This is a genomic window from Rhodobacter capsulatus (assembly GCF_005144475.1).
GTDB lineage: Bacteria > Pseudomonadota > Alphaproteobacteria > Rhodobacterales > Rhodobacteraceae > Rhodobacter > Rhodobacter capsulatus_C.
In genome coordinates, this window is record NZ_SWJZ01000002.1 from 38,234 (window position 1) to 57,351 (window position 19,118).

Consider the following 19,118-nt stretch of genomic DNA (forward strand, 5'->3'; position numbering starts at 1 on the left):
GGACCATGGACCCCCGCCCGAATATCCTTGTCATCATGGTGGATCAGGCCAACGGGACGCTGTTCCCCGATGGTCCGGCGCCGTTCCTGCACACGCCGCACCTGAAGCGCCTGGCGAAGCGGTCCACCCGTTTTGCCAACACCTACACGGCCAGCCCGCTTTGTGCCCCCGCGCGGGCGTCCTTCATGTCGGGGCAGTTGCCGTCCCGCACGCGGGTCTACGACAATGCGGCCGAATTCGCCTCGGACATTCCGACCTTCGCGCATCATCTGCGTCGGGCGGGCTATGCCACGACGCTTTCGGGCAAGATGCATTTCGTCGGCCCCGATCAGCTGCATGGGTTCGAGGAACGGCTGACGACCGACATTTACCCCGCCGATTTCGGCTGGACGCCCGACTACACGAAACCGGGCGAGCGCATCGACTGGTGGTATCACAATCTGGGTTCGGTCACTGGCGCGGGCGTGGCCGAGATCACCAACCAGATGGAATATGACGACGAGGTTGCCTATCACGCGATGCGCAAGCTCTATGACCTGTCGCGGCGGCAGGATGACCGGCCGTGGTGTCTGACGGTCTCTTTCACCCATCCGCATGATCCCTATGTGGCGCGCAAGCGGTTCTGGGATCTGTATGAGGAAAGCCCGGCGCTGGACCCCGTGGTTCCGGCTTTGGCTTTCGAGGATCAGGACCCGCAATCGCGGCGCATCTTGGAATCCTGTGATTTCAGAAATTTCGAAATAACCCCGGAAATGATCCGCCGCGCCCGCCAGGGGTATTTTGCCTCGATCAGTTACATCGATGAAAAGATAGGGGAAATCATCGATGTTCTGGAGCGCGGGCGGATGGCGGAGAATACGATCATCGTCTTCGTCTCGGATCATGGCGACATGCTGGGCGAGCGCGGCTTGTGGTTCAAGATGAACTTCTTCGAGGGCTCGGCGCGGGTGCCGATGATGATTGCCGCGCCCGGTTGGAAACCCGGCCGGATCGATACGCCGGTGTCGACGCTCGACATCACGCCGACGCTGGCGGCACTGGCGGGGATCGACATTTCCACGCTGGCGCGCTGGACCGATGGCACCGATCTGGCCCCGGTGGCCCAAGGCGGTGCCCGCGCCGCGGTGCCGATGGAATATGCCGCGGAATCGACGATCACGCCGATGGTCTGCCTGCGCGAGGGGCGGTACAAGCTGATGCTGTGCGCCGTTGATCCGCCGATGCTGTATGACCTTGAAGCCGATCCGCAGGAGTTGGTGAACTTGGCCGCATCGCCCGACCATGCCGACACCCTTGCCCGGCTGACCGATCAGGCGATGGCGCGCTGGGATCTGGGCGCCTTCGATGCGGCGGTGCGCGAAAGTCAGGCGCGGCGCTGGGCGGTTTATGACGCGCTGCGCAACGGCGCCTATTTCCCCTGGGATTACCAGCCGCTGCAAAAGGCGTCGGAACGCTACATGCGCAACCACATGGATCTGAACGTGCTGGAGGAAAACCAGCGTTATCCGCGCGGCGAATGAAGGCGCGTGAAAGCGAGTGAACAAGGGGGGGGCTGCCCGCAAGGGGCAGCCCTTCAGTGCTTGAAGCGGCGCACCAGCGTCCAGATTCCCAGCAACACGCCCATCTGGATCGCATTCGTGATCAGCCCGATGCCCGCCGCGACAAGGAACCAGACGTTGCCGTTCGGGAACACGAGCGGGATCAGCAGCGCGACCAGAACAAGCCCCGCCGCAAGGGTCGGGATCTTGCCCAGCCGGTCTTCCAGCCGCGGTTGCGCGGCGATCACGACGGCCAGCAGGATGATGCGCAGCGGATCCCCGATCTGGGTGATGAAAAGGTCGACAAGTCCCAATGCTCTCCTCCCTCTGAGCCTGACTGTGCGACATTAGGCGTCGCCGCCCCTTTCGCCAAGAATTTTCCCGGATCAGGCTTGCGCCGCCGTTGCCGCCGCGACCGAGCGCCGGGCCCCGTCGAGCGTGCGGGCCGCGCCCTTGCGCGCGTCGCCCAGCACGACGGCTTCGCTGCGCAGCATCGAGCGGCCCTGTGCGTCGCAGGGGCACCAGCCCGAGGCATCGACCAGACCCGCGGTGCGGGCAATCGCCCCCGCCACATGCGGCGGCACGAAGTTGATCACATCGGCGCTCAGACGCCCGGCGTCGGTCTCGATCCGGCCCGTCCGCGCGTCGACGGCGCGCACGGTGGCGCCCTCGGCCGCGGTGATCCAGCTGACCTGCGCCGCAATCCCCTGCAACGGCTTCGCCATCGCGAAGGCTTGCGCCAAAGCCGGGGTCGCGCTGGCATCAAGCACCGTCAGCCGCGCCGCCGGGCGGGTGGCGGCCAGATACCGGCTCAGCATCAGGGCGCGGTGCAGCGCCACCTGCGGATGGCTCAGATCCGCGGGCAGGCGCAGCACGACATGACCGGCGTCCCGCAGCGCGGCGAGCTGCGCCGCCAGCCGCCGCGCCTCGCGCGCATTGCCCCAGGCGGCGGGCATCGCATAGCGGGCCGCGGCATCGAGCCCCGCGATCGCCTCGGCCCGGGCCGTCGTGCCGGGGGCAAGATAGAGCCGGTCAAAGGCGGTGTCGCGGCCGGAAAACAGCGACAGCCGCCCCGCCGTCCAATCGACATCGGTGACATCGTCGAGCATCACCTCGATGCCCTGCGCCTTCAGCTGCGCCAGCGTCGCCTCGGTCTGCGGCGGGCCAAAGGCGGCGGCGGCATCCTGCGCCTCGCGCGCCAGACGGGCCGGGTCGCGTTCGAGAAGCGCCACCCGCAGCCCCGGATGGGCGGCACGCAGCGCCAGCGCCGCCTGCGCCCCGGCGGGACCGGCGCCGATGATCACGGCGCGGTCCGAAGGGGCAAGGGCAAGGCCGATCCCGCCCGCCGCCGCGACGGCGGAGGTGGCGAAAAGACCGAGGGCGAGGTGGCGACGGGTCAGACGGGTCATCGGGGATCTCCTGACGAAAGGGGGGAGGGGCCGCGGGGGCGGTCAGCTTTTCTTTTCCAGCAACTCGGCTTCGGGATGGATCGGGCGGTAGATCTCGACCCGGTCGCCTTCCTTCAGCGGCTTTTCCAGCGGGCAGATCTGGCCGAAGATGCCGATCTTTTGCGTGCTCAGGTCGATCTCGGGGAACTGGTCGAGCAGACCGGATTTCTCGATCGCGTCCCGCGCCGTGGCGGTGTCCGGCACATCGACATGTTTCCAGACCTGCACGGTCGGCTTGGCATAGGCGACACCGACGATCATGCCTCTTCTCCGGTTTCCAGTTTCGGTTTCAGCACGCCCGCCGCGGTGAACACGCGTTCGGTGCGCAACTGCTTGATTTCCTGTTCGATCGTCGGCTTGCGGGCGTCGATGATGCGCTTGAGCGCGAAAAGCCCGCCCACCACCAGAAAGCCGCCCGGCGGCAGGATCATGATCAGAAAGCCCGGGTAATCGGGAAAGACCTTCAGCTCCATGAAGGCGAAATGCGGCCCCAGAAGCAGCGATGCCTGGGCGAAAAGCGTGCCCGAGCCGAGGATTTCCCGGATCGCCCCCACCACGACCAGCGCGAGCGTGAAGCCGATCCCCATCATCAGCCCATCAAGCGCCGAGGCCAGCACGCCAAAGCGCGAGGCAAAGGCCTCGGCTCGGCCGAGGATGGCGCAGTTCGTCACGATCAGCGCGATGAACAGGCCCAGCACCTTGTGCAGGTCGTGCAGAAAGGCGTTCAGCGCCAGATCGACCACGGTCACGATGGCGGCGATGATCAGGATGAAGGCCGGGATGCGGATCTCCGGGGCGATGGTCTTGCGCAGGGCGGAAATCACCACGTTCGACAGGATCAGCACCACCGTCGTCGCCAGCCCCATGCCAAGGCCGTTCGTGGCGGTGCCGGTGATGGCGAGCGTCGGGCACAGCGCCAGCATCTGGCCCGTCACGATGTTCTTGTCCCACAATCCGTCGCGGGCGATCTTGGCGTAATTCTCCGACATGGGCGCGCTCCTCAGGATTTCGGGGGCAGGGGGGCGGTCAGCGCCGCCTTGTTGCGGTCAAAGAAATTCAGCCCGCGATAGATCGTCTTGACCACGGCGCGGGGGGTAATCGTGGCGCCCGAGAACTGGTCGAACACACCGCCATCGCGTTTCACCTTCCAGTTGCCAGGCTCGGGATCGACCAGCGACTTGCCGGTGAAGCCCAGGATCCAGTCGTCCTTCGCCACTTCGATCTTGTCGCCCAGACCCGGGGTCTCGGTATGCGACAGCACCCGCACGCCCAGCAGCGTGCCATCGGGGGCGATGCCCAGCAGCACCCGGATCTGACCGCTGTAGCCGGGGCCGGAAAGTTCATAGGCCAGGCCCGTCACCGCGCCCGCCCTGGCCGCGACATAGACCTTGATCGTGCCTTCCTCGGCGTCGCTGACCGGGCGCATCGCGGCCGCCAGATCATTGTCGTGCAGATCCTGCGGGATCACCTGTTCCAGCGAGGCGGCCAGATCCTCGGCCCCGCGGGCGGCGATCGGCGCCGAGGTGCTGTCATTCGCCGCGGCCAGCAGGACGGCGGTGACCAGCGCAAAAAGCGCCAGCATGATCCCGTGCGCCAGCGGCGAGGCCTTGAACCAGGGCAGTTTCGGCTTTTCGGGGGGCGGGGTGTCGGTCATTTCGTCGCTCCCTTCGCGGGTTTGGCCGCGCCAAGCGGCTTGCCGGTGCGCGAGCGCCCGAAGATCCGCGGCCGGATGTAGGTTTCGATCAGCGGCGTCACCGAGTTCATCAAAAGCACCGCGAAGGCCACGCCCTCGGGGAAGGCGCCGAAGGTGCGGATCACGAAGACCAGCGTGCCGATGCCGATGCCGTAGACCCATTTGCCTGCGGTGGTGACCGGCGAGGTGACGTAATCGGTGGCGATGAAGAAGGCGCACAGCATCGTCGAGCCCGAGGTCAGATGCAGGATCGGCGGGGCGAAGCGGTCCGGTGCGAAGAAGGAACAGACCGCCGACAGCGTGGCCAGCGTGCCCAGCACGGCCAGCGGAATGGTGGGCGTGATGATCCTTGTGACCAGCAGCAAAAGCCCGCCCAGCGCCAGAAGCAGCGTCGAGGTCTCGCCCAGGCTGCCCGGCACGAAGCCGAGCAGGCGGCTTTCCAGATCGGCCAGTTGCGGGACGATCTCGCCCATCGTCGCGCCGGCGCCGATCTGGCTCTTGATGTGGCTCAGCGTCGAGGCCGAGGACACGGCGTCGAAGTCCTGCGAGCCGAGGAAGGTGATCGAAAGCCCGTGCAGGAACGAGGGGCCATCGAGCAGCCCGACCGGCGCGATCCAGGTGGTCATCTGCACCGGCAGCGCGACGACCAGCATGGCGCGGGCGACCATCGCCGGGTTGAACAGGTTCTGACCGAGCCCGCCGAAGAGTTGCTTTGCGATGACGATGGCGATGAAGGCGCCGATCGTGCCGACCCACCAGGGCGCATAGGGCGGCAGCGTCATCGCCACCAGCCAGCCCGACAGGATCGCCGAGCCGTCGGTGGCAAAGGGCCGGATCGGCTTTTGCGCGATCCAGAGGCAGGCGACCTCGAAGACCCAGGCCGAGACGACCGTGGTCAGGAACAGGAAGATCGCGGGCCAGCCGAATTCCCACAGCCCGAACAGGGTGGCGGGCGTCAGCGCCGCCACCACCGTCAGCATCGTGCGGGAAACGGTGAACAGCGTATGGGTATGCGGGCCCGCAACGGGCATGTGCATGGTCACGGCGTGGCCTCCCCTTGGACGGACCCTGTCGCAGGCGGCGGCAGGGCGACCGCGGCGGCGGCCTCTTCTTCCGCTTTCTTCTTCGCGGCCATCTCGGCCTTGCGCTTCAGCATCATCTGTTTCTTGGCTTCAAGGATCGCCTCCTCGCGCGCCTTGCGGGCGGCGGCGAGGCGCCTGGTTTCTTCCTGCTGGTGCTTGCGGCCCTGCCGCTCGGCCAGCTTGCCGCGGGCGTAATCGAAGGCCTGCAACAGCGGGATGCCCGAGGGGCAGGCATAGGCGCAGGACCCGCAGGACATGCAATCCATCAGCCCGACCTTGGCCGCGCCCTCCAGATCGCCCGCCTGGATCTTCGCGTTCAGATCGAAGGGCGTCAGCCCGTTCGCGCAGGCGCCGACACAGGAACCGCAGCGGATGCAGGGCATCTGCTCGCTTTTGCGGGTTTCCGAGGACGTCATGGCCAGCACGCCGCAGGTGCCCTTGACCACCGGCACGCGCAGGCTGGCGACCGGATGGCCCATCATCGGCCCGCCCAGAATGACGCGGTCCACCTCGCCGACGAAGCCGCCGCAGAAGTCGAGGATGTCGGAAATCGGCGTGCCGATCAGCACCTTGAGGTTGGCAGGCCGGGCGACGCCGCGGCCCGACACGGTGATGATGCGGGAAATCAGCGGCTCGCCGTAGCGCACGGCCAGGTGCACGGCATGGGCGGTGCCGACGTTGTAGACCAGCACCCCCATTTCCGCGGTGCGGGCGCGGGCGGGGACTTCCTTGCCGGTCACCGCCAGCACCAGATGCTTGGCCGAGCCCATCGGATATTGCGCGGGCACGACCTTGACCGAGAACGGGATGCCCAGGGCGAATTTGAACCGGCGCAGCGCGGTGATCGCATCGGGCTTGTTCGATTCGATGCCGACGACGATCTGTTTCACCCCGATGGCGCGGCCCATGATCCCGGCGCCATCGACGATCTCTTCGGCGTTTTCGCGCATCAGCCGGTCATCGCAGGTCAGATAGGGCTCGCATTCCGCGCCATTGAGCAGCAGCGTATCGACCGCATGGCGCTTGCGCTGATTGAGCTTCACCGCCGCCGGGAAGGCCGCCCCGCCCAAGCCCACGATCCCCGCCAGCTCGATATGCGCGGCGATCTCGTCCGGGTCGGCCATCTCGGGGCGCAGACGCGGCAGGTGGGGCCCCCATTTGTCCGCGCCATCGGGGCGGAGGGTGATCGTGGCCACCGGCAGCCCCGAGGGATGCGGCGCGGTAAAGGCGCCCAGCGCAATCACCCGCCCCGAGGTCGGCGCATGGATATTGGCCGACATCGTGCCCCGCGCCTTGCCGATCAGCTGGCCTTTCAGCACGTAATCATCCCGCCCGACCAGCGGCTCGGCCATCGCCCCCGAATGCTGCTGCAGCGGCACGCGCAGCAATGGCGGGATCGGCATGCGCAGGGTCTCGGCTTCCGAGGTCAGCGCCTTGCGGTATTCCGGATGCACGCCGCCGCGCACCGTGCCCCATTGCGAGGGTTTCAGAAAATTGGAAAACGACAGGAAGCTCATGCTGCTTGCTCCGCGGTTTGCGCCTTGGCGGCGGTGCCGAAGGCGACGTCGGGCTTGTCCCAGAACCAGTTGTTCAGCGTCTTCGGTTTCACCCGCGCCACGATCGCCTCGGTCGGGCAGACCTCGATGCAGGCGTCGCAGCCGATGCAGGCATCCATCACCACGGTGTGGATCTGCTTGGCGCCGCCGACGATCGCATCGGTCGGGCAGCGCTTGAAACATTTCTGGCAGCCGGTGCAATGATCCTCGAAGACGAAGGCGACCATCGGCTCGATCTCGGCGATCGGGCCCGCCTGAGCGCCGTCCTCGACGGTGACGATCTCGGCCAGAGCCAGCGCGACATCGCGCCCGCCCGGGGTGCAGGCGGTCACCGGCGCGTTGCCCTCGGCCATCGCCTCGGCCAGACCGTTGCAACCGGGAAAGCCGCAGGCGCCGCAATTGGTGCCGGGCAGGATCTTGCTGATTTCCTCGACGATCGGCGGGGTCTCGACGTGGAACTTGCGGGCGGCGGCGCCGAGCAGGTAGCCCAGCCCGAGCCCGAGGGCCGACATGGAAGCGGCGGCTGCGATCATGGCAGGTCTCCTTTCGACGATCAGATGTGCACGAGGCCCGCAAAGCCCATGAAGGCCAGGCCCAGAAGCCCTGCGGAGACGAAGGCGATGGGGGTGCCCGAAAAGGCGGCGGGGACCGAAAGCTGCGCCAGCCGCTCACGCATGCCCGCAAAGATCACCAGAACGAGGGTGAAGCCGACCGAGGCGCCAAAGCCGCTCAGCGTGCTCATCGCAAGGCTCAGATGGCCCTGGATATACATCAGCGGCAGGCCAAGGACGGCGCAGTTCGTGGTGATCAGCGGCAGATAGATGCCCAGGGATCTGTGCAGGTCGGGGGTCACCTTGCGCATCACCGTCTCGATGAACTGCACGATCGCGGCGATGACCAGGATCATGCTCAGGATGCGCAGGAATTTCAGGTCGAGCGGTTCCAGGATCAGCGCCTCGACCAGCCAGCAGGCGGCCGAAGCGACGGTGATGACGAAGGTGGTGGCCAGCCCCATGCCGATCGCGGCATCGGTCTTGCGCGAGACGCCCATGAACGGGCACAGCCCGAGGAATTTCACCAGCACGACGTTGTTCACAAGCGCCGTGCTCAGCAGGACGAGAAGGAATTCTTGCATCGGTCTCCCCGGTCTTGTTGCGCCGTCGCGCCGAGGCTCGGGCGACAGGCTTCAACGGAGATCAAGCAAGGTCCGTGCCAGGCGGCCGGGCCGGGGGCGGTCGCGCCCCCGCGTGCCCGCCCGCGCATGTGGCCGCGCGCGCATCCGCCCCCGCGCCCGCGATAAAGATGTGCCCGCCCTTGCCGCAGCTGCGAAGTCCGTCGATTTCGGGTGAAAATCGCGGCGATCACGGCTTTGCGAGCCGGTTTTCCCCGTGTTTTCGCGTGTTTCGCCGCAATGTCGGGTTTCCGACAATTTGTCGGGGCCGCGCCGCGACTTCTGTCGCCTTGCGGCCCTGCGGCCCTGTTTCCTTGGGGTTTCGTACTTGGCACGCGGCTTGCTGAATTTCCCATGCGGCCCGCCCGCAGCCACAGGAGTGTTCCCTTGTCCGTTCCGCCCTTCACCATCCGCCCCGCCGCGCCGCGCATCGACGGTCCCTCGGGTCCTGTCGCGGTCGCGCCCGGCGTGCATTGGGTGGGGGCGCTCGATCCGGGGCTGCGCAGCTTCGACGTGATCCTGAAAACCGCGAATGGCACCACCTACAATGCCTATGCCGTGCGCGGATCCGAGGGCGTCGCGGTGATCGACACGGTGAAGGCCGAGTTCGCCGCCGACTTCTTTGCGCGGCTCGAAGCCGTTGCCCGCTATGACGAAATCCGGCTGATCGTGCTGAACCATCTGGAACCCGACCACACCGGCGCCGTGCCCGAGCTGCTGCGCCGCGCGCCGCAGGCGCAGGTGCGGCTGTCGCCCCGCGGCCTGCCGATGCTGCGCGCGCTGCTGAAAGACGACTTCGAGCGGTATGACATCAAGGGCGTCACCACCGGGCAATCGGTCAGCCTGGGCGACCGCAGCCTGCAGTTCTTCACCACGCCCTTCGTGCATTGGCCCGACACGCAATGCACCTGGCTGGCGGCGGAACGGGTGCTCTTTACCTGTGACCTGTTCGGCAGCCATTATTGCGACGGGCGGCTGTTCAACGACCTTGTCGGCGATTTCCGGTTTTCTTTTGAGTATTACTTCGACCGGATCATGCGCCCCTTCCGCAGCTTCGTCGCGCAGGCGCTCGACCTGATCGAGCCGCTCGACTTCGGCATCATCGCCCCCGCGCATGGCCCGATCCTGCGCAGCCATCCGCGCGATTATCTGACCCATACGCGGCGGCTGATTTCCTCGCGCCTCGCGTCGGAAACCGGCACCGAAAAGACCCTGCTGATCTTTTACGTCTCGGCCTACGGCGCCACCGCACAGCTGGCGCAGGCGATCCATGACGGCGCCGCCGCAAGCCCCGATGTGCGGGTGTCGCTGTTCGATCTGGAGGGCGGAGAGATCGCCCCCTTCCTTGACCTGATCGAGGAGGCCGATGGCATCGCGCTGGGCACGCCGACGATCAACGGCGATGCGGTGCGGACGATCTGGGAGATGCTGGCGGCGCTCGTTGACATCGAAACCCGCGGCAAGCTGGGGGCGGCCTTCGGCTCCTATGGCTGGTCGGGCGAGGCGGTGCGGCTGGTCGAAACCCGCCTGCAGGGGCTGAAGATGCGTCTGCCCGAACCGGGGCTGCGGGTGAAGCTGCACCCCTCGGCGGCGGAACTGGAAGAGGGGCGGGCCTTCGGGCGCCGCCTTGCCGATCACCTGACCGGCCGGGCCGCGCCCCGCGAGGTCGACTTTGCCGAAATCGCGGCGCGCTGAAAGAAGGACGGACCATGGACAAGGCCACACTGACGTTCACCGATGTCTCGATCACGGTCAACGTGCCCACCGGAACCCGGATCATCGAGATGTCGGAAAAGGTGGGCTCGGGCATCACCTACGGCTGCCGCGAGGGCGAATGCGGCACCTGCATGACGCATGTCATCGAGGGGTCGGAAAACCTGTCGGAACCCACCGCGCTGGAAATGCGGGTGCTCGAGGAAAATCTGGGCGGCAAGGACGACCGTCTGGCCTGCCAGTGCCGGGTGCTGGGCGGTGCCGTCAAGGTCCGCCCCGCCTGAGAAGACGAAACGAAGCCAAGCCATCTGCCAGGAAAGGACACCAGCCATGGCCATGAAGATCGATCCCGAACTCTGCACCTCGTGTGGCGACTGCGAACCGGTCTGCCCGACCAGCGCGATCGCGCCGAAGAAAGGCGTCTATGTGATCAACGCCGACACCTGCACCGAATGCGAAGGCGAGCATGACCTGCCGCAATGCGTCAACGCCTGCATGACCGACAATTGCATCAACCCGGCGGCGTAAGATGACGGGCTGCTGCGACGACGGTCTGGCGACCGGGACGCGCGATCTGCGCGAAAGGCTGCGCGTGGTCGCGGTCAAGGGCGAAAGCCTCGTCGTCGCGGCGGACCGCGCCTCGGCCTGCGCCGCCTGTGCCGAGGCGAAGGGCTGCGGCACCCGGGTTCTGGTCTCATTGCGCCGCCCCGATCTGATGACGCTCGACCGCCCGGCGGGCCTTGCGGTCGCCGCGGGCGACGAGGTCGATGTGGCGATGTCCGGCAACAGCCTGCTGGCCGGGGTGGGGCTTGCCTATCTGCTGCCCGCCGTGGCCTTTGTCATCGCCCTGTCGGTGGCGACCGGGGCGGGGCTGTCGGATGGCGCTTCGGCGGTGGTGGCGCTGATCGTGCTGCCGCTGTCCTTCCTGCCGGTGGTTTTCCTTGACCGCCGCGCGAGGCTGTCGCGGGCGCTGCAGGTGCTGGACGTGATCCCGGGCCGGGGCAGATGACCGGCCGCGGCGCCCTGGCGCGGGTGGCGCTGGTTCTGGCCGCAGGGCTGGCCCTTGCGGGCGGGGTGCGCGCGCTGCGCCCGGCGCCCGACATCACCGAAACCTTTTACGTCTTCGGCACGCTGCTCGAGGTCGAGACCCATGGCGTGCCCGAACCGCAGGCGCGCGCGGCGATGGCCCGTGTCGGCGCGCATCTGCGCCAGATGCACCGCGACTGGCATGCCTGGAACCCCGGCGAACTTGAATCTCTCAACGCCGCGATTGCCGCGGGCAAGCCCTTCACCGTCGATCCGACCCTGGCAAACCTGCTGCGCAAGGGCCGCGATCTGTCCTGTCGCGCGGACGGGCTGTTCGATCCCGCCATCGGCGGCATGGTCGAGGCCTGGGGCTTTCATGCTGACGTGCCGCCCGACGGCTCTGCCCCGCCCCCCGATGCGGTGATCGACACGCTCTTGGCCGGGCATCCGAAAATGACGGATCTGCGGATCAGCGGAACCACCGTGACCTCGGTCAATCCGGCGGTGCAGCTGGATCTGGGCGCCTATGCCAAGGGGGCGGCGCTCGACATCGTCAAGGAGGATCTGAAAGCCGAAGGCGTCGAGAATGCGGTTCTGAATGCCGGCGGGGGCGTGCAGGTGATCGGCGATCACGGCGCGCGTCCGTGGCGGGTGGCGATCCGCGATCCGTTCGAATGGGGGGTGGTGGGCGCGATTTCGCTGCGCCCGGGCGAAGCCCTGCACACCTCGGGCAATTACGAGCGCTATTTCGACAACGGCGGCGTGCGGTTTTCCCATATCATCGATCCGCGCACCGGCAGGCCGATGCGCGGCATCGTCTCGGCCTCGGTGCTGGGGGGGAACGGCGTGCCCTCGGACGGGGCGGCGACGGCGCTTTGCGTCGCGGGCGAAAAGGACTGGCCGCGGGTGGCGGCGCAGCTTGGTCTGACGGCGGTGTTGATGATCACCGATGACGGCCGGATGCTGGCGACGCCCGAGATGATGAAACGGCTTGATCCCGTGGACGGCGGTTTTCCCGTGCCGATCACCGTTGTCGATCTGCCCAAGGATGTGACCATTCCGTCCTGCCCCGAGGGCTGAAGTCGGATTTGGCACCGCGCTTGCAGCGCCGATCCTGTCACGATCTGGAGTTGGAACGATTCCATATTGCAGTGCAGCAATGATCACGCTACCCCCTCGGACCGAGATTTCCGCTGGGGCACGGCCCCGACCGACCGAAGACAGGAGTGAGAGATGAAAACCAACAGCAAATTGCCCGACGTCACGTTCCATACCCGCGTGCGCGATGAAAGCGTCGGCGGCCCGAACCCCTACCGCTGGCAGGACGTCACCACCGCCGAGTATTTCGCAGGCAAGCGGGTGATCCTGTTCTCGCTGCCCGGCGCCTTCACGCCGACCTGCTCGACCTACCAGCTGCCGGGCTTTGAAAAGGGCTTCCCCGAGTTTGCCGCGCAGGGCATCGACGAAATCTACTGCCTGTCGGTCAACGACAGCTTCGTGATGAACCAATGGGCCAAGGCGCAGGGGCTGGAAAACGTCAAGGTGATCCCGGACGGCTCGGGCGAATTCACCCGCCGCATGGGCATGCTGGTGCGCAAGGACAATCTGGGCTTCGGCCTGCGCTCGTGGCGCTATGCGGCGATCATCGACAACGGCGTGATCGAGGCCTGGTTCGAAGAGCCCGGCCTGATGGACAACTGCCCCGAGGATCCCTATGGCGTCTCCAGCCCGGAAAACGTTCTGGCCTGGCTGAAGACCGCGAAAGCCGCCTGAGCGATCCGACAGAGGTTCCGAAAGCCCCGCCGCACCGGCGGGGCTTTTGCGTTGCGGGGCAGGGTCCGACAATTTGTCGGATATGCTCCAAACCCGGCGCCGATGCTGCAAAAACCGGGCCGTTTCACCTGGCACGTTGCTTGCTTGATCCCTGATAACAGGGGGATGCACCATGTCCGAAGCCTTGAAGTCGAAAATCGCCGCCGTCCTGAACGAGCCGGGCTGCGCCACCAACGCGACCAAGACCGATGTCCTGCGCAAGAAGGGCTGCACCAAGCAGCTGACCCCCGGCGCCGCGGCGGGCGGCTGCGCCTTTGACGGCGCGATGATCGCGCTGCAGCCGATCGTCGATGTCGCCCATCTGGTCCACGCCCCCGCCGCCTGCTGGTCGAACGGCTGGGACAACCGCTCTTCGGCGTCTTCGGGGTCCGAGCTGTTCCGCAAGGGCTTCACCACCGATCTGTCGGAAATCGACATCGTCATGGGCCATGGCGAGAAGAAACTTTACCGCGCGCTCCGCGAAGTGATCGAGGCGGAGAGCCCCGCCGCCGTCTTCGTCTATGCGACCTGCGTGACGGCGCTGATCGGCGATGATCTGGACGCCGTCTGCAAGGCGGCCACGGCGAAATGGGGCACGCCCTGCATTCCGGTCAATGTGCCGGGGTTCGCGGGGTCGAAGAACCTCGGCAACAAGCTGGGCGGCGAGGCGCTTCTGGATCACGTCATCGGCACGCTGGAGCCGGAGACGGTGACGCCCTGTGACGTCAACATCATCGGCGATTACAACCTGTCGGGCGAGCTGTGGCAGGTCAAACCGCTGCTCGACAAGCTGGGCATCCGCATTCTGGGCTCGATCGCCGGGGATGCGCGCTATCGTCAGGTGGCGATGGCGCACCGGGCGAAGGTGACGATGCTGGTCTGTTCGCAGGCGCTGATCAACGTCGCCCGCAAGATGCAGGAGCGCTACGGCATCCCCTATTTCGAGGGCTCGTTCTACGGCATCTCCGACACCTCGCAATCCTTGCGCACCATGTGCCGGATGCTGGTCGAACAAGGCGCGCCGAAAGATCTTCTGAACCGCTGCGAAGTGTTGATCGCCAAGGAAGAGGCCAAGGCCTGGGCGGCGCTGAAACCATTTCGCCCCAAGGTCGCGGGGCGTCGGGTGCTGCTTTACACCGGCGGGCACAAGTCCTGGTCGGTCGTTTCCGCGCTGCAGGAACTGGGGATGGAGGTGGTCGGCACCTCGATGCGCAAGGCCACCGACAATGACCGCGACCGGGTCATCGAGATCATGGGCGATGACAAGCACATGTATGAAAACATGGCCCCGCGCGAGATGTATCAGATGCTGAAGGACGCCGGGGCGGATGTGCTTTTGTCCGGCGGCCGGTCGCAGTTCGTCGCGCTGAAGGCGCTCGTGCCCTGGGTCGATGTCAATCAGGAAAAGCACGAACCCTATGCGGGTTACATGGGGATGGTCGATCTGGTGCGCGCCATCGACCGCTCGGTGAACAACCCGATGTGGGCGGATCTGCGCGCCCCCGCGCCCTGGGATGCGCCCCTGACCGGATCGGTTCTGCCCGCGCCGTCGGGCGCCTGCCCGGTGACCGGGATTGCCGCGCCAAGGGGCCGTGCCCCGGTGCTGGTGCCGCAACAGGCCGCCGTCGCCGCGCCCGAGGTCATCGCCGCGCCGGATCTGGCCGCGATGACCAATTCCGCCGCCGATTTCGAGGATTGCTGACATGGCCGTGCTGACCCATCCCCGCCGCGCGCTCTCGACCAATCCGCTGAAGACCTCGGCCCCCCTTGGTGCGGCGATGGCCTATCTGGGCATCGAGGGCGCGGTGCCGCTGTTTCATGGCGCGCAGGGCTGCACGGCGTTTGGCATGGTCCATCTGGTGCGCCATTTCAAGGAAGCCGTGCCGCTGCAGACCACCGCGATGAACGAGGTGACGACGATCCTTGGCGGCGGCGAGCAGATCGAGGAAGCGATCGACAACATCCGCAAGCGGGCGAACCCGAAGTTCATCGGCATCGCTTCGACCGCGCTGACCGAAACCCGCGGCGAGGATATCGCGGGCGAGTTGCGCGCGATGCAGGCGCGGCGCAAGGACTGGGCGGGCACTGCGGTCGTCTATGCCGCCACCCCGGATTTCGACGGCGGTCAGCAGGACGGCTGGGCGAAGGCGGTCGAGGCGCTGGTGGCGGCGCTGGTCCCCGTCACCGCCGAACGCGACCCCGACCTGCGGCAGGTCAACCTGCTGGTGCCAAGCTATTTCACCCCGGCCGAGATCGACGAGGTGGTGCGGCTGATCCGGTCGTTCGGCCTTGCGCCGATCGTGCTGCCCGACCTTTCGACCTCGCTTGACGGGCATCTGTCGGACGACTGGTCGGGCCATTCGCTCGGCGGCACGCCGGTCGCCGCCTTCGCGCAGATCCCGCGGTCGGCTGTCACGCTGGCGATTGGCGAGCAGATGCGCGCAGCGGCGCAGATGATCGAGGAAAAGGCGCTGGTTCCCTATCACGTCTTCCAAAGCCTGACCGGCCTCAAGGCTGTCGATGCCTTTGTCCGCGTGCTGATGGAACTCTCGGGGATGCAGGACCCGCCGCCCTCGATCCGGCGCGACCGGGCGCGGATGATGGATGCGGCGCTTGACGCGCATTTCTTCACCGGCGGTCTGCGCGTCGCCATCGGCGCCGATCCCGATCTGATGTTCGCGCTCTCCACCGCGCTTGTGGCGATGGGCGCCGAGATCGTCACCGCGGTGACGACGACGCAACACTCCGCGGTGATCGAAAAGATGCCCTGCGCCGAAGTCATCCTGGGCGATCTGGGCGATGTCGAACGCGGCGCGAAACAGGGGGGCGCGCAGATCCTGATCACCCACAGCCACGGCCGCCATGCCGCCGAAGCGCTGCATCTGCCGCTGGTCCGGGTGGGCTTTCCGATCTTCGACCGCATCGGCGCGCAGGATGCCTGCCGCGTCGGCTATCGCGGCACCCGCGCGTTCCTTTTCGAAATCGCCAATGCGATGCAGGCGATCCATCACAGCCCCCGCCCCGAAGACTTCGGCGCCACCCCCATCCCACAGGAGTTTGATCATGTCCCGCACCCTGCGCCTTGTTGAACCGGCAGGCCCCGCCCCCGGCGAAAAGCCGCTGCGCGTGGCCATCGCCTCGAACGATCTGGAAAATCTTGACGCCCATTTCGGTTCGGCCCGGCAGATCGCCGTCTATGACGTCTGGAAGACCGGCGCCCGTTTCGTCGAGGTGCATCAGTTTTCCAACTCGACCGACCAGAAGGGCCGCCATGACGAGCTGGAAGACCGCATCGGGCCGAAGCTTGACGCGCTTTCGGGCTGCACGCTGGTCTTTGCGCTGGCCGTCGGCGGGCCCTCGGCCGCGCGGATGGTGCGCGCGGGGATGCATCCGATCAAGCGCAAGGAGCCCGAGCCGATCCATGCGGTGATCGAACAGGTGCAGGTGATGCTGAACGGCACCCCGCCGCCCTTCCTGCGCAAGGTGCTGGGCACCTATGCCAAGCCCGATTTCACCGCCGACTTCGACGAGGAGGAAACCGCCTGATGACGATGACGCTGGATGCTGCCCGCGGCGGCGAGATGGTTGAAAGCCCGTTTTTGGCGCAACTGGTTGCGGTGATCCGCGCCGAGGACAGCCATGGGTTGTGGGACGACAAGACGAATGCGGATATCCTGTCCGAATTCATCGTCACCGCCGAGGAACGCCGCGCGATGCCGATCATCGGCGACCCGGATCCGGAGCTGATCTGGCGGATGACGAAATTCTACGACGCGATCGGGCTTCTGGTCGAAAAGCGCACCGGCTGCATGGCCAGCCAGATGCAGAAGATGCACCACGAGGGCTTCGGTCGCGTCGTGCTGATCGCGGGCAAGCTGGTCGTGGTGTCGAAACACCTGCGCGACGTGCACCGCTTCGGCTTCGAGACCTGGGCGAAACTGGCCGAGGCGGGCGAGAAACTGGTCGAAAGCGCCGTCGCCACGATCAACGACTTCCCCGAAGCGGCGAGGGCCTGAGATGACGCTGGAAGAACTGGAAGCCCGGGTGAAGAAGCTGTCGCTGCGCGCGACCGATGCCAAGATGAACCTGCACGACCTGTCCGAGGAGCTGCCGACCGACTGGCAGAAGATCCCGCAGGTGGCCGAGGCGACCTGGCAGATTTTCAAGGACCTGGACGAAGCCCGCAAGGCGCTCAAAGCCGCCAAGCAAGCATAACAAGGACAAAGCGATGCCGACTGTTGCCTATACCCGCGGGGGCGCGGAATACACGCCCGTTTACCTGATGAAGATCGACGAGAAGAAGTGCATCGGCTGCGGTCGCTGCTTCAAGGTCTGCGGTCGTGACGTGATGAGCCTGCACGGGCTGACCGAGGATGGCCAGGTCGTCGCCCCCGGCACCGATGAATGGGACGAGGTCGAAGACGAAATCGTCAAGAAAGTCATGGCTTTGACCGGGGCCGACAATTGCATCGGCTGCGGCGCCTGCGCCCGGGTCTGCCCCTCTGAATGCCAGACCCATGCGGCACTTTCCTGACCCTTTCGCCACGGCTCCGGGGCCGGTGATCCCGGCCGAGGCCTTCGGCTTCCTTCTGGCCCGGGGGCTGCGCGAACGCGCCTGCGGGCTGGGGCCGCTGACGGCGCGGCTCGGGCTGTCGGGCGCCGATCTGGCGGCGCTGCGCGACCGCTTCGCCCCGGGGATGGACCTGCCCGATCTTGACCTGCCGCGGCCCGAGGCGGGGCCGGATCAGCAGGCGATCGAGACGCTGATCCTGTGGCGGGCGGGTGTTGCGACGCCCGAGGCGCGCTGGCTGGCCGCGATTCTGGCGCGGCGGTCGATGGAGACGCGGCATCTGTGGGAAGACCTCGGTCTGCCCTCGCGTCCGGCGCTGAGCGCGATGATCCGGCAGTTCCTGCCCGGCCTTGCGGCCGCCAATTCCCAGAACATGCGCTGGAAGAAGTTCTTCTACCGGCAGATCTGCTCGGACGCGGCGTTTTCACTGTGCCTTTCGCCGTCGTGCGATGAATGCGACGAACGGGCCGCCTGCTTTGCCCCCGATTGATCCGGCGCGCCTGCTGGCCGGGGCCGAGGGCGCCCGGTCCGACACCGCCGCCAGCGCCGAGGTGATCGCCCGCGCGCTGGCCGCCGCGCCCGAGGATCTGGAGGTGCGGCTGGCGGCCTATCGCTTCTACTTCTTCACCCACGACTACGCCGCCGCCGTGCCGCAGGCCGAGGCCGTGTTGCGGCTAGCGGCGCTGCGGCTCAACCTGCCGCCCGATCCGGCGCTGGTGCGCCCGGGTGACGCCGATTTCACCGCGCATGACTTTGCGCCGGGGCTCTATCTGCAGGCGCTGATCGGGCTTGGCTATTCTGCCGCGCGCGCCGGGCAGCGCGATCTCGCCCGGCGGGTGCTGGCGAAGGCCGCCGCGCTTGACCCCACGGACCGGTTCGGCGGCGCCTGGCTTCTGGCGCGCGTCGCGGCGGGCGAGGACGACTGAGCCGCGATGCGACAATCCCTGTCGGGAATCCCTCAATGTCGGCCCGGACCTTGCATCCCCGTCACCGATCCCGGCCCGAAGCTTGCTGAACCCGCCCCGAAGGGTTGGCACGTTGCTTGCTGCATCCCTGATGAACTCATCACACGGGAGAGCGTCATGATCGAGATCACCCAACCCGCCCAGGAAGCGATCAAGGCCGCCATCGAGGGCGCCGGTCAACCCGTTGCCGGGCTGCGCCTGATGGTGCAGGCGGGCGGTTGCGCCGGGCTGAAATACGGCATGGCGCTGGAGCTGGAAGCCCAGCCCGACGATGCCAGCCTGACCTTTGGCGAGGTCACCGTGCTGATCGACCCGCTGACGCGCGAGCATATCGCGGGCACGAAGATCGACTTCGTCAGCAACCTTGAAGGCGCCGGATTCACCTTCGACAACCCGAACGCCAAAAGCGCCTGCGGCTGCGGCAAATCCTTCTGCTGAGGGGAAAGCGATGCGCGACATGCAAGACGACGACACGAAATCGCCCGCTCCGCCGCCCGCCGCCGCCGCGGCCGCGCGGCGCGCCGCAGGGGGCGCCGCCCCCGAC

25 protein-coding genes are annotated in these 19,118 nt (G+C 66.8%); 16 read left to right on the plus strand and 9 right to left on the minus strand.

All coding sequences use genetic code 11. The features are described 5' to 3' along the window. Nucleotides 1-5 precede the first annotated feature (5 nt). A complete protein-coding gene (betC, locus tag FBT96_RS00275; RefSeq protein ID WP_136904407.1) occupies nucleotides 6-1,520 on the plus strand; it encodes a choline-sulfatase in 1,515 nt (504 codons plus the stop codon). Nucleotides 1,521-1,573: 53 nt separating this feature from the next. On the opposite strand, the gene FBT96_RS00280 is transcribed toward betC, so the two are convergent. The 9 genes from FBT96_RS00280 to rsxA all read right to left on the minus strand — a co-directional run bounded on the left by FBT96_RS00280 (nucleotide 1,574) and on the right by rsxA (nucleotide 8,452). Continuing rightward, entirely contained in the window at nucleotides 1,574-1,852 is a 279-nt protein-coding gene (locus FBT96_RS00280) for a hypothetical protein (RefSeq protein ID WP_136904408.1), read from the minus strand. Between the two features lie 72 nt (nucleotides 1,853-1,924). Next, nucleotides 1,925-2,947 carry an FAD-dependent oxidoreductase gene (locus FBT96_RS00285; protein WP_136904409.1) on the minus strand — a complete coding sequence of 341 codons (1,023 nt, stop codon included), beginning with the start codon at nucleotides 2,945-2,947 and terminating at the stop codon, nucleotides 1,925-1,927. A gap of 42 nt (nucleotides 2,948-2,989) precedes the next feature. Then, on the minus strand, nucleotides 2,990-3,247 hold the full coding sequence (locus FBT96_RS00290) for an RnfH family protein (RefSeq protein ID WP_136904410.1): 258 nt from the start codon (nucleotides 3,245-3,247) through the stop codon (nucleotides 2,990-2,992). Next, on the minus strand, nucleotides 3,244-3,975 hold the full coding sequence (locus FBT96_RS00295) for an electron transport complex subunit E (protein ID WP_136904411.1): 732 nt from the start codon (nucleotides 3,973-3,975) through the stop codon (nucleotides 3,244-3,246). Before FBT96_RS00295 ends, FBT96_RS00290 begins: the two co-directional genes overlap by 4 nt. An 11-nt stretch (nucleotides 3,976-3,986) precedes the next feature. Further along, nucleotides 3,987-4,640 carry an electron transport complex subunit RsxG gene (gene rsxG / locus FBT96_RS00300; protein WP_136904412.1) on the minus strand — a complete coding sequence of 218 codons (654 nt, stop codon included), beginning with the start codon at nucleotides 4,638-4,640 and terminating at the stop codon, nucleotides 3,987-3,989. Further along, the gene (locus tag FBT96_RS00305; protein ID WP_249306181.1) at nucleotides 4,637-5,716 is read right to left on the minus strand and encodes an RnfABCDGE type electron transport complex subunit D; all 1,080 of its coding nucleotides are present in this window, start codon (nucleotides 5,714-5,716) and stop codon (nucleotides 4,637-4,639) included. The genes rsxG and FBT96_RS00305 overlap by 4 nt, the downstream gene beginning before the upstream one ends. A gap of 2 nt (nucleotides 5,717-5,718) precedes the next feature. Continuing rightward, a complete protein-coding gene (gene rsxC / locus FBT96_RS00310) occupies nucleotides 5,719-7,278 on the minus strand; it encodes an electron transport complex subunit RsxC (RefSeq protein ID WP_136904414.1) in 1,560 nt (519 codons plus the stop codon). Further along, nucleotides 7,275-7,850: an RnfABCDGE type electron transport complex subunit B gene (locus FBT96_RS00315; RefSeq protein WP_136904415.1), complete on the minus strand. Its 576-nt coding sequence runs from the start codon at nucleotides 7,848-7,850 to the stop codon at nucleotides 7,275-7,277. Before FBT96_RS00315 ends, rsxC begins: the two co-directional genes overlap by 4 nt. 20 nt (nucleotides 7,851-7,870) lie before the next feature. Beyond that, nucleotides 7,871-8,452, minus strand: coding sequence for an electron transport complex subunit RsxA (gene rsxA, locus FBT96_RS00320; RefSeq protein ID WP_136904416.1), 582 nt, complete (start codon nucleotides 8,450-8,452; stop codon nucleotides 7,871-7,873). Nucleotides 8,453-8,875: 423 nt separating this feature from the next. Between rsxA and FBT96_RS00325 the strand changes: the two genes are divergently transcribed. From FBT96_RS00325 to FBT96_RS00395, 15 genes are all read left to right on the plus strand, one after another. After that, nucleotides 8,876-10,183, plus strand: coding sequence for an FprA family A-type flavoprotein (locus FBT96_RS00325; protein WP_136904417.1), 1,308 nt, complete (start codon nucleotides 8,876-8,878; stop codon nucleotides 10,181-10,183). A gap of 14 nt (nucleotides 10,184-10,197) precedes the next feature. Beyond that, a complete protein-coding gene (gene fdxC / locus FBT96_RS00330; protein WP_055209280.1) occupies nucleotides 10,198-10,485 on the plus strand; it encodes a ferredoxin FdxC in 288 nt (95 codons plus the stop codon). A 46-nt stretch (nucleotides 10,486-10,531) separates the two neighbouring features. After that, a complete protein-coding gene (gene fdxN, locus FBT96_RS00335; RefSeq protein WP_136904418.1) occupies nucleotides 10,532-10,729 on the plus strand; it encodes a ferredoxin FdxN in 198 nt (65 codons plus the stop codon). Nucleotide 10,730: 1 nt separating this feature from the next. Continuing rightward, a complete protein-coding gene (locus FBT96_RS00340; RefSeq protein WP_136904419.1) occupies nucleotides 10,731-11,210 on the plus strand; it encodes a SoxR reducing system RseC family protein in 480 nt (159 codons plus the stop codon). Next, on the plus strand, nucleotides 11,207-12,307 hold the full coding sequence (locus FBT96_RS00345; RefSeq protein WP_136904420.1) for an FAD:protein FMN transferase: 1,101 nt from the start codon (nucleotides 11,207-11,209) through the stop codon (nucleotides 12,305-12,307). The genes FBT96_RS00340 and FBT96_RS00345 overlap by 4 nt, the downstream gene beginning before the upstream one ends. A gap of 153 nt (nucleotides 12,308-12,460) precedes the next feature. Then, entirely contained in the window at nucleotides 12,461-13,000 is a 540-nt protein-coding gene (locus FBT96_RS00350) for a peroxiredoxin (protein WP_136904421.1), read from the plus strand. A gap of 172 nt (nucleotides 13,001-13,172) precedes the next feature. Beyond that, nucleotides 13,173-14,741 carry a nitrogenase iron-molybdenum cofactor biosynthesis protein NifE gene (gene nifE / locus FBT96_RS00355; protein ID WP_136904422.1) on the plus strand — a complete coding sequence of 523 codons (1,569 nt, stop codon included), beginning with the start codon at nucleotides 13,173-13,175 and terminating at the stop codon, nucleotides 14,739-14,741. Between the two features lies 1 nt (nucleotide 14,742). Next, a complete protein-coding gene (nifN, locus tag FBT96_RS00360) occupies nucleotides 14,743-16,128 on the plus strand; it encodes a nitrogenase iron-molybdenum cofactor biosynthesis protein NifN (protein WP_136904423.1) in 1,386 nt (461 codons plus the stop codon). Continuing rightward, a complete protein-coding gene (gene nifX, locus FBT96_RS00365; RefSeq protein WP_136904424.1) occupies nucleotides 16,103-16,585 on the plus strand; it encodes a nitrogen fixation protein NifX in 483 nt (160 codons plus the stop codon). The genes nifN and nifX overlap by 26 nt, the downstream gene beginning before the upstream one ends. Further along, nucleotides 16,585-17,055, plus strand: a complete 471-nt coding sequence (locus FBT96_RS00370) for a NifX-associated nitrogen fixation protein (RefSeq protein ID WP_136904425.1) — start codon at nucleotides 16,585-16,587, stop codon at nucleotides 17,053-17,055. Before nifX ends, FBT96_RS00370 begins: the two co-directional genes overlap by 1 nt. A gap of 1 nt (nucleotide 17,056) precedes the next feature. After that, nucleotides 17,057-17,254, plus strand: a complete 198-nt coding sequence (locus tag FBT96_RS00375) for a CCE_0567 family metalloprotein (protein WP_136904426.1) — start codon at nucleotides 17,057-17,059, stop codon at nucleotides 17,252-17,254. A 13-nt stretch (nucleotides 17,255-17,267) separates the two neighbouring features. Next, on the plus strand, nucleotides 17,268-17,573 hold the full coding sequence (fdxB, locus tag FBT96_RS00380) for a ferredoxin III, nif-specific (protein ID WP_136904427.1): 306 nt from the start codon (nucleotides 17,268-17,270) through the stop codon (nucleotides 17,571-17,573). Further along, on the plus strand, nucleotides 17,557-18,099 hold the full coding sequence (locus FBT96_RS00385) for a nitrogen fixation protein NifQ (protein ID WP_136904428.1): 543 nt from the start codon (nucleotides 17,557-17,559) through the stop codon (nucleotides 18,097-18,099). Before fdxB ends, FBT96_RS00385 begins: the two co-directional genes overlap by 17 nt. Then, nucleotides 18,086-18,535 (plus strand): hypothetical protein, encoded by a 450-nt coding sequence (locus FBT96_RS00390; RefSeq protein ID WP_136904429.1) that lies wholly within the window; start codon nucleotides 18,086-18,088, stop codon nucleotides 18,533-18,535. The genes FBT96_RS00385 and FBT96_RS00390 overlap by 14 nt, the downstream gene beginning before the upstream one ends. 156 nt (nucleotides 18,536-18,691) lie before the next feature. Beyond that, nucleotides 18,692-19,012 (plus strand): iron-sulfur cluster assembly accessory protein, encoded by a 321-nt coding sequence (locus FBT96_RS00395; protein ID WP_055209304.1) that lies wholly within the window; start codon nucleotides 18,692-18,694, stop codon nucleotides 19,010-19,012. The last annotated feature ends 106 nt before the right edge of the window (nucleotides 19,013-19,118 follow it).